The sequence below is a fragment of the Corallococcus sp. CA053C genome, assembly GCF_003611675.1.
Taxonomy (GTDB): Bacteria; Myxococcota; Myxococcia; order Myxococcales; family Myxococcaceae; genus Corallococcus.
Genome location: NZ_RAWA01000396.1, coordinates 1 through 9,179, shown reverse-complemented (window position 1 = coordinate 9,179; position 9,179 = coordinate 1). Strand labels below are relative to the sequence as shown.

Sequence of the window (9,179 nt, the reverse complement as noted above, 5' to 3'; positions counted from 1 at the left end):
TGCATGTTCCACCGCCTCAAGCGCTTCCGCGCCGTGGCCACCCGCTTCGAGAAGACCGCCACCAACTACCTGGCGGTCCTCCACCTGGCCTGCATGATGCTTTGGCTTAATTAGGGACACCCCCTAGCGCCTGGCTTCCGCGCGCAGCCGCTCCAGGAAGAAGGCCACCACCACCAGCGAGTGCGTGATGTGGCCTTCCAGGATGAGCCGGGGCACGTCCGCGCGCGGGTGCAGCTCCACGACGATGTCCTCGCCCTCGTCCAGGTCCCCTTCGTGCACGCGCTCGCAGTCGAGCGCCAGGAAGGTGTGGCACCGGTTGGGCTGGAAGGCCGGGTTGGGGTGCACCGCGCCCAGGGACTCCAGCCTTCCGGCGCGGTAGCCCGTCTCCTCTTCCAGCTCACGCGCGGCGGCGGCGGCCGGGGCCTCTCCCGGGTCGATGCAGCCGCCCGGCACCTCCAGCGTCGGCGCGTCGATGCCGAAGCGGAACTGGCGCACCATCACCAGCTCGTCCGCCTTCGTCACCGCGATGACGTTGACCCAGTCCGGGCACTCCATCCGCACGCGCGGGTGCTCCAGTTGCGTGCGCGGGTCGGCCACCTTGTCCTCACGCACCTTCACCACGCCGAAGTCATGCTCCAACCCCCGGCGCAGGCGCGGCCAGGGCTTCAGCTTCGACTCGGACTCCGACGACATGCGGGGACTTCCTTCCAGCCAGGGACTCAGGGGACTTCGCCTAGTTCAGCAGCTCGGCCCGGGCGCGCAACTCGCGCGCGTGCAGCTCCAGCCGTTCGCGGTCCGGCGCGTCCGGTGACAGCTCCAGGCAGCGCTCCACGTCCTTGAGCGCCGCGCGGTAGGCCCCCATCGTGGTCAGCAGCGCCGCTCGCGTGCGCAGCTCGCCCGGGTGGTCCGGCGCCAGCAGCAGCAGCAGGTCCACCACCGCCAGGCCCTGCTCGCTCTCGTCGCGCCCCAGGTACACGCGGCGCAGGTTGGACAGCATCCGGTAGGCGATGAGCTCCACCGGCGCGGGCGCGAGCATCGAGCGGTCGAACTTGAGCTGCGGCGCCACGCGCTTGAGCAGCTCCTCGCAGCCGTGCTCGGTGAGGATGTCGCCGTGGTGGAACGGATCCATCACCAGCTTGTGGTCGCCCGCGTCGCACGCCACCAGGAAGTGGCCGGGGAAGGGGACGCCGTACAGCGGGATGCCCGCGCGGCGCGCGACCTCCAGGTAGAGCACCGAGAGCGTAATCGGCAGCCCCACCTTCCGCTCCAGCACCCGGTCCAGGAAGCTGTTGTCCGGGGCGTGGTAGTCGTCCTCGTTGCCGCGGAAGCCCTCGATGTCCGCCAGCACGTGGCGCAGGGCGCGCAGGGGGGCCAGGGCCTCGCCCTTCTCACTGAGCCTTTCGGCCTCCACCTGCACGCGGCACGCGAGCGCATCCAGCGTGTGCAGACACGCCGGCGCATCCAGGTCCACCCGGCCCAGCGTGGCGATGGCCAGGGCCGCCAGGTCCAGGCGCGGAGGGTCCGCGGCCAGGGAAGACACCAGCCGCTCGCGTGCCAGCGGCGGGCCGAATCCAGAGGGAAAGCTCACGGTGCGCACCAGTAACCCACGGAAGGTCCTACGGCAAAGGCAGGCAGCCGAGCGTCAGGCCCCCGGGGGAGTAGCAGGCAGCCGACCCTTGATCTCCGCGCGCAACGCCATGTGCGCCGAAATCAGCCCGGCCAGGATTCCGTCCTCGAATTCGAAGGAGGGGTGCTCCTTCAGCTGGGGGAAGTCATGCGGGTTGCGCATCTCCTCCGGCCCGATGTTGGGCACCGCCTCGCGCGCCAGGCGCAGCACCTTCGCCTGCTGCTGGGCAATCATCCGCTCGTAGAGCGCGGTGGCGAGGTCCAGCAGCTCGTTCGCCGTGTCTTCCTTCATGGTGTGGCCTACTCCTGGGCGATGTCCCACTTCATGCGCCGGTAGGTGTAACGGAAGACCTCGGCGTTTGCTTCGATGGCGTCACCCTGGGCCTCGCGTCCGTCCAGGAAGGCGACGAAGTCGAACTGGCGGGTGGGCGTGCCGTACTCGGCGTCGAAGAGGCGCACGATTTCGTTCGCCGGCAGGGTGCGCCGTCCGGCCACGTTCACCAGGGGGATGCTCAGGCCCTTCATGTCCCGGGCGGGCGCGTACGACTTCCACACCAGCTCCGTGCACACCAGCGTCTGGTCGGAGAAGAAGTCGAAGTTGAAGTCGTACGGACGGCCCTGGAAGGTGAAGGCGCGCAGGATGGCGCGGGCCTTGTCCACCTGGGACAGGCGCGGCCTCAGCACCCCCAGGTAGTCCACGCGCATGCCGTGCTCCACGCCCGTGAAGCTCACGCCCTCGCTGATGGACTCGATGATGCGCACCGGGTCGCCGTGCGCGTCCTGGCCGGTGTACTGGGCCCACTTGGCGGGGAAGGCCCGGGCCAGGTGCGCCGTGAATGTCCCAGGCTTGCCGGGCAGGGTGGCCACCCAGGCCTTCACCTCCGGATCCGCGTCGAAGGCCTGGGCCAGGTCCTGGGCCGTGCCCACGTAGAGCTCCGCGTGCGGCCAGAAGCCCGGCAGGCCGATGTTGGAGAGGAACCAGTTCTGCCGCGCCAGCAGCACGTCGCCCGGGGCCATGCGCGTGAGCAGCTTCAGCGCCTGTTCGCGGGCGATGAGGGGCTTGCCCGCGCGACGCACGCGGGTGTCGCCCATCCACTCCGCCACCGTCTTCTGCACCGGGAACACCGCGCGCGCGGTGGTGTCCTGGGTGAGGTCCGCCACGGCCTTCGCGAACATCACCGGGCCGCGCTTGAGGAGGCTTCCGCGCGCGGCGTGGCTGTCGTCCCGCATGCCCTGGAGCAGCGCGGGGACGCCCGGCTCGTCCAGCACGCCGGCCTTCTCAAGCACCGGGTGCAGCGTGGCCCGGTAGCCGTCACCGGTGAACAGCTGCGTGGTGGTGCCCACGTGGAGCACCTGCTCCTTGAAGCGGCCGAAGGCGCGCGTCGGCAGGCCGTACTCGGGGCCCGGCTCGTCCAGCAGGACCTCCAGCTGCGCCTGTCCCGCGGCGAGCTCCACGTAGCGCAGCCCCTGGGCCAGCTCCGCGGCGAGCGCGGCGTGGGTGAGCAGGAAGCCCCAGGCGTGCTTCTTCGGCTGGGTGAGCGACGGCACCTTGAGGAACTCCCAGTAGCGCTGGCGCACCGCTTCCGTGGCCACGAAGCAGTCGACGAAGGCCGCCCAGGTGGACACCAGGAGCTGCTTCTCGTCCGGGGTGTACGGCACGCTCGGCTTCTGTCGGTACAGCGCGCGCGACCGGGCGGCTTCCGCCTGGAGCCGCCGGAGCCCCTCGGTGCCGTGGCGCAGCGCCTCCAGGTCGCGGCGGGCCTGGGCGACGAAGGCCGCCTCGTCCAGGGCGTAGACGTCCCGGAGGGCCGGGGCGGGCGAGGGAGCCGGAGGGGCGACCGACGGTGGTTCGGCCGGGGGGCTGGCGAGCGTGAGCCAGGCAAGCAGCAGGGAGGCGGCGGACATCGGGAGCGGTGTCTCCAGCGGGCGTTGGCGCGGGCGAGGACTCTACCCCGAAGCGTGCCCGGGCGAGACGGCCGCTCCCTGGCCCGCCCGGCGTCGGAGGTGGTGCCGGGGGAAGGGTGGCCCGGGGCGGACGCCATCCCCACGTTGTTCCTGGATGGTCGTCCGGGCCCAGCGGTCCGGGCAGAGAAAGGTGGAAAGGCACGATGGCTTACGGACAGGCGGAGGATCCGGCGCGCTCCATCACCCCGCATCTGGACTCGGTGGACTACCCGGTGACCCGGGAGGAGCTCGTGGAGGCCGCGGAGGACAATGGTGCCCCGGTCGACATCATCAACGTCTTCAAGTCCCTGCCCCAGGAGGAGTACATGCTGCGCGAGCACGTGCTGCGCGACCTGGCGGAAGCGGAGCGCCGCTTCGCCATGGGAGGCCTGAAGGACGACGACGGCGTGAACCGCGACCGCAGCAACATCGGGCGCGACCGGGTGGAGAACGCGCCGAACGGACAGACGCGGCACCCGTAGCGTCCTCCACGCACCTGCTTCGTCGGGATGCACCCCGATGGACCCTCTGGATGCAGCAAGACGCTCGCGGGCGACCTGGCTTTCTGCCAGCGTCCGCGAGCGCATGCGTCCTGGTCCCCTCTGGTGCTGTCTCGTGCTGTCCCTGGCCGCCGGGTGCACGTCCCGGTATCCGCCGCTCAACCCCGCGCCGGGGCTGCCGCCGCCGGTGCGACTGGACTTCAAGCCCCCCGTGGACCGCCTCCTCACCGAGTCCGTACGCGCCACCCGCACCCTCCAGCGCGAGGGCCAGCCGGAGGTGCGGGATGAGGCCGCGTTCACCACGGAGACGCGCTTCACCCCCTCCGACGGCGGCTGGCGCGTCACCCAGGCGGTGCGCACCCCGCGTCAGGTGCATGACGGTCAGGACGTGACGTCGCTGCCCGGCGCGGTGCTGGAGCGCTTCACCCTGCGCATGCAGCTGGCGGCGGACGGCACCTTCGTGAAGCTCGTGGGCGCGGAGGCCGCGCAGGAGGCGCTGCGGCAGGTGGCGCCGGAGGGCACGGGGCTGCCGGAGGTGGAGCGCTTCTTCACGCCGGAGGCGCTGGAGGCCCGGACGCGCCGCGAGTGGGAGGCGAAGTACGCGGGGCTGTTGCAGAGAAACCTCGTCGAGGGCCAGCGCACGTGGGCGGTGGACCTGCTCGCCGTGGACGGCGTGGAGCGGGCCTATCTGCTGGAGCGCACGGTGCAGGGCACGCGGCCCACGATGTTCGGCGACGCGGTGGTGCTGTCGCTCAAGTGCCTGGACGCGCTCCCGGCCCAGGCGCCCGCGGAGCTGCGGACCGCGTGGGAGGAGGCGGGGTCGCCGGAGCTGGCGAAGGGCGTGACGTGTGAAGGCGAGCAGGTGGTCGCGTGGGGCCGGTTCATCCCGGTGCGGCGCCTGCTGACGGTGAAGGCGGTGGGGCAGGGCGGGACGTTGACGCTCACCACCGAATCGCAAGCGGAGACGCTTCAGGAGGAAGGGTCATGAGCCAGGTGGACAACCTCATCGAGGACGAGGCGGGTGTGAAGCGCGTGGTGCAGGACGCGCGGCGGGTGGCGGTGCTGGGCATCAAGACCGAGGACCACTCCGGCCAGCCCGCGTACTACGTGCCGGAGTACCTGGCCAAGGCGGGCGTGGACGTGGTGCCGGTGCCCGTCTACTACCCGGACGCGACGCAGATATTGGGCAAGCCCGTGTACCGGCGGCTCATGGACATCCCCGGGGACATCGACCTCGTGGACGTGTTCCGCAGGCCGGGCGACATCGACCAGCACGTGGACGACATCATCGCGAAGAAGCCCAAGGCGGTGTGGTTCCAGTCCGGCATCCGCAACGACGAGGCCGCGAAGAAGCTGGCGGCGGCGGGCATCCGCGTGGTGCAGGACCGCTGCCTGATGGTGGATCACCGCCGCTACAGCGGGCGCTGAAGCCCGCGAGGAAGCAGGGCCGGACCCCCAGCGACAACGAGGGCCCGGCCCGGCGAGGCTCAGTAGTTGCCGGAGATGACCTTGGGCAGGGCCTTCTGCAGGTCCGGCAGCGGGCCAATCTGGCGCGCGTCCGCGGCCTGGGCGGTGCCGTTGTTGCGCAAGAGGCCGCGCATCTGCACGGACGTCAGGCGGCGGCCGTTGGCGATGGCCACGCCCTGCGCGCTGAGCGCGGTGCCCACGATGATGGGCGACGCGCTGGAGGTGCCGCTGAAGGTGGACGTGTAGTACTGGTCCTCGCTGCTGTTGCCCGCGAAGCGGTCACCGTAGCCGGTGGTGACGACGGATTCGCCCCAGCCGTGCACGTTCACGCGCGCGCCGAAGTTCGTCCAGCACATGGGCACGCGGGTGGTGGCGGTGCTGGCGCCCACGATGATGGCGCCCGAGTCGCGCGTCGCCGGGTTGAAGCGCCCGCCGTAGGCCGCCGCGTCCAGGTTCGCGCTGCCGTTGCCCGCGGCCTCCACGACGACGACGCCGTTGGCGGTGGCGTTGCGGATGGCGTCGTACTCGCCCTGCCAGTACTCCATCGCGATGTAGTTGCACTGGGACGTGTTGCACGTGCACGCCGTGCCGTCCGCGGGGCCCTGCGAGTGCAGCTCCACCAGGATGACGCCGCCCGCGCCCAGCGCGCCCGCCGCGTTGGTGATGGCGCTCGCGGCGCTCTGCGCGCCAATGGCTTCCACGCCCGGCGTCGCCGCGTTGGCGATGCCCGTCACACCGTAGGCGTTGGACGCGCCGATGATTTCACCCAGCACCGCGGTGCCGTGGTTGCGCCAGCCCAGGTCGTTGAACTGCGTGCCGCCCACGCGGAAGAACGCGGGGAAGTCCTCGTGGGTGGTGCGCCAGCCGCCCTCCACGTCCACGAAGCGCGTGCCCGTGCCCTGGCCGCCGTTCACCGTCCACGCGTACAGCGCGTTGACGCCGCCCGGCGCCGCGTTGAGGTAGCCCTGCGCGGACTGGTACTGCGGCGTCACGGGCGGCACGTCCGCCGCCGCGAGCAGCGTGCGCAGCCCCGCCTCCATGCCGAAGTTCACCATCGCCGGCTCCGCGGGCGGCTGCGCGTACGCCGTCTCCACGCTGGCGACGCGGTTGAGCGCCGCCACCAGCTCCGCCACGCCCTCGGCGGAGGTGCCCGGCAACAGCGGCACCTCGAAGTAGAGGTTCAGGTCCGCCAGCTGCTGACCGCTCAGCGCCTCGCCGGACGCCTTGTTCGCGTCCAGCGCCGTCTCCTCGCCCTGGAACAGGCGCGACAGTGCACCGATGCGCGGCGCGCGCTCCAGCAGCGCCGCCACTTCCGCCACGTCCGCGTCCACCCGCGCGTCGTCCAGGCGCAGGCCGGCCAGGGACTCGCGCTCGGCAGCGCCCCGCTCGGAGGCCAGGGCCCGGAGCGCATCACCGCGCAGGCGCACGCGGCTGCCTTCGTGGAACTTCACCACCAGCCGCTCCACGTACGTCTGGGCGGGCAGCTCACGCCCCGTGGGCTTGGGGGACAGCGCGCGCGGCGCCAGCTTCGGCGCGGCGCCAGCAACAGGGGCCAACGCCAGCAGGGACACAGCCATGACCGCGCCCCGCAGGGGGCGCAGGGACAGCGTCGACTTCAGCATGGACTTCCTCCGGGATGAACAGCCCCCCGAACATCGCATGCCGGTCTGTCATTCAAGTCTTGATATTCTGTTATTGCCGTTCTGTTGCTTTATTCGAGTCCCGTTGAACCCGGAGTCGCCCTTGTCTCAGGTGCTCTGCTCGAAGGGCACGGGCGGCCGGGCCAGGGCGCGCTCCGCGGAGAGCCGGGCCTGGTCCAGGGCGTCGAAGCCGCGCTCCAGGGTGGCGGGCGTCACCGGGGGCAGGTTGGAGACGACGACGTAGACGGGCACGCCGCGCTGCTGGAGCACGGTGAGCTGGAGGCGGAAGTGGTCGCGCCGGAGGGCGGCGGATCCGGCGGCGAGCCCCTGCGGATAGGCCATGGGACCGCCCACCACCTTGCGCGTCCGGCTGGGCAGGAAGTGCACGAGGATGGCGTCCAGGTCCTTGCCAATGGCGCTCTCGTGCAGGGACAGCGCGGGCGCCTTGTCCACGAGGCCGCCGTCCCAGAACAGGTTGCCGTTGAGCGGCACCGCGCGGAACAGGCCGGGATAGGCGCAGGTGGCGTGGACGCGGGGCGCCAGCTCCCCGGTGGTGAAGACCTCGTGCGTGCCGTGCGTGAGGTTGGCCGCGGTGAGCAGCAGCGGGTGCGGGGTGTCCTCGAAGGTGGGCACCGGCAGCGTGTCCTCCAGCAGGCGCCGGAAGCGGTCGCCCTTGAGCAGGCCGGTGAAGCCGTGCCCCGCGGACGCCACGTTCATCACGGCGCCCAGCGGATCCGGGTCCCAGAAGTTGGCGCGCGTCTGGCGCAGCACCAGCTCCTCCAACTGGTCCATGGGCATGCCCGCCGCCGCGTACGCCGCCACCATGCCGCCCGCGGACGTGCCCGCGTAGGCGTGGGGCTTCAGGCCGGAGCCGTGCAGCCCCTTGAGGAAGCCCGCGTGGCCGTAGAAGCCGAAGTAGCCCGCGGAGAGGACCAGCCCGAAGCGCTTGCCGTCGAGCAGGGAGTGCAGCGTGTTGGTGGGCGCCATGGTGGATTTTTACGGGATGGCTGTGCAGGAGGCAACGCATTGCGTCGCCTGGATGATTGTCAGGAAGGGGGAAATCGATATATGTTGATGCGGCGATATGGACGTCCTCTCCCAATCCTTCCGTGTCCTGGGGGACACGACGCGGCTGCGCATCCTCCGGTTGGTGGCGCAGGCGCCCCTGAACGTGACGGAGCTGGTGTCGCTGGTGGGCGTGGCGCAGTCGTCGGTGTCGCACCACCTGTCGAAGCTGAAGGGGCTGGGGCTCATCCGCGAGGAGCGTCAGGCGGGTTTTACCTACTACTCGCTGGCGCTGGAGACGGACGACACGCGCTGGCCGCTCGTCCGCCTGGCGCGCGAGGCGGAGGACGCGGCGGGGGACTCCGCGCGGCTCAATGACCTGCTGCGCGCGCGGGAGGACCGGCAGGCGCTCAACGAGCGGCTCCTGGAGCCGGGGCAGTCCTGGTTCCTGTGGGCGGGCGCGCTGGCGTCGCTCCTGCCGCCGCTGGACGTGGCGGACTTCGGCTGCGGCACGGGCGTGTTCAGCCGGGCGCTGGCGCGGTGGGCGCGGCACGTGTGGGCCATCGACCAGAGCGAGGACGCGCTCGCGCAGGCCCGGGTGCACGCGGCCCGTGAGTCGCTCACCAACATCACGTTCCTGCGCGAGGACCTGCACCGGCTGTCGCTGCCGGAAGGGCGCATGGACCTGGTGGTGATTTCGCAGAGCCTGCACCACGTCGAGTCGCCGGCGGCGGTGGTGTCGGAGGCCGCACGGCTGCTCAAGCCCGGCGGCCGGCTGGTGGTGCTGGAGCTCCTGCCGCATGAAGAGAAGTGGGTGCTGGAGCGGTTGGGGCACCGGCACCTGGGCTTCGCGCCCGAATCCCTCGAAGCGGCCCTTCGCGAGGCCGGCTTCACGTCGTTCACCCGCGAGACGCACGCGCGCGACGGGGCCAGTCCCTTCCGCGTCTTCCTGCTCACCGGAGTCAAACCGTCATGACGAGCCACCCTGCCCACCCCC

At 71.3% G+C, this 9,179-nt stretch carries 10 protein-coding genes and 1 pseudogene; 5 read left to right on the top strand and 6 right to left on the bottom strand.

The window, feature by feature from the left end:
- Nucleotides 1–114, top strand: a pseudogene (locus D7V97_RS34940) (IS5/IS1182 family transposase); the annotation flags it as partial.
- 9 nt (nt 115–123) lie between these two features.
- Here the strand turns inward: D7V97_RS34940 and D7V97_RS34935 are convergent.
- From D7V97_RS34935 to D7V97_RS34920, 4 genes are all read right to left on the bottom strand, one after another.
- Entirely contained in the window at nt 124–693 is a 570-nt protein-coding gene (locus D7V97_RS34935) for an NUDIX hydrolase (RefSeq protein WP_120614957.1), read from the bottom strand.
- Between the two features lie 40 nt (nt 694–733).
- Nucleotides 734–1,558 (bottom strand): SirB1 family protein, encoded by an 825-nt coding sequence (locus D7V97_RS34930; RefSeq protein WP_120614958.1) that lies wholly within the window; start codon nt 1,556–1,558, stop codon nt 734–736.
- A gap of 84 nt (nt 1,559–1,642) precedes the next feature.
- A complete protein-coding gene (locus tag D7V97_RS34925) occupies nt 1,643–1,918 on the bottom strand; it encodes a hypothetical protein (protein WP_120614956.1) in 276 nt (91 codons plus the stop codon).
- An 8-nt stretch (nt 1,919–1,926) separates the two neighbouring features.
- On the bottom strand, nt 1,927–3,531 hold the full coding sequence (locus tag D7V97_RS34920; protein WP_120614955.1) for a YiiX/YebB-like N1pC/P60 family cysteine hydrolase: 1,605 nt from the start codon (nt 3,529–3,531) through the stop codon (nt 1,927–1,929).
- Between the two features lie 203 nt (nt 3,532–3,734).
- On the opposite strand from D7V97_RS34920, the gene D7V97_RS34915 reads away from it, so the two are divergent.
- The 3 genes from D7V97_RS34915 (at nt 3,735) to D7V97_RS34905 (ending at nt 5,498) form a co-directional block, all read left to right on the top strand.
- A complete protein-coding gene (locus tag D7V97_RS34915) occupies nt 3,735–4,052 on the top strand; it encodes a DUF2795 domain-containing protein (protein WP_120614954.1) in 318 nt (105 codons plus the stop codon).
- A gap of 133 nt (nt 4,053–4,185) precedes the next feature.
- Complete coding sequence (locus D7V97_RS34910) at nt 4,186–5,058, top strand: hypothetical protein (protein WP_233583416.1); 873 nt, start codon at nt 4,186–4,188, stop codon at nt 5,056–5,058.
- Nucleotides 5,055–5,498 carry a CoA-binding protein gene (locus D7V97_RS34905; protein WP_120614952.1) on the top strand — a complete coding sequence of 148 codons (444 nt, stop codon included), beginning with the start codon at nt 5,055–5,057 and terminating at the stop codon, nt 5,496–5,498. Before D7V97_RS34910 ends, D7V97_RS34905 begins: the two co-directional genes overlap by 4 nt.
- A 59-nt stretch (nt 5,499–5,557) precedes the next feature.
- Here the strand turns inward: D7V97_RS34905 and D7V97_RS34900 are convergent, their stop codons facing one another.
- Together D7V97_RS34900 and D7V97_RS34895 are read right to left on the bottom strand one after the other, a co-directional pair.
- The gene (locus D7V97_RS34900; protein WP_120614951.1) at nt 5,558–7,159 is read right to left on the bottom strand and encodes a S8 family serine peptidase; all 1,602 of its coding nucleotides are present in this window, start codon (nt 7,157–7,159) and stop codon (nt 5,558–5,560) included.
- Nucleotides 7,160–7,285: 126 nt separating this feature from the next.
- On the bottom strand, nt 7,286–8,164 hold the full coding sequence (locus D7V97_RS34895) for a patatin-like phospholipase family protein (protein WP_120614950.1): 879 nt from the start codon (nt 8,162–8,164) through the stop codon (nt 7,286–7,288).
- A gap of 97 nt (nt 8,165–8,261) precedes the next feature.
- Between D7V97_RS34895 and D7V97_RS34890 the strand changes: the two genes are divergently transcribed.
- Nucleotides 8,262–9,158, top strand: coding sequence for a metalloregulator ArsR/SmtB family transcription factor (locus tag D7V97_RS34890; RefSeq protein WP_120614949.1), 897 nt, complete (start codon nt 8,262–8,264; stop codon nt 9,156–9,158).
- The last annotated feature ends 21 nt before the right edge of the window (nt 9,159–9,179 follow it).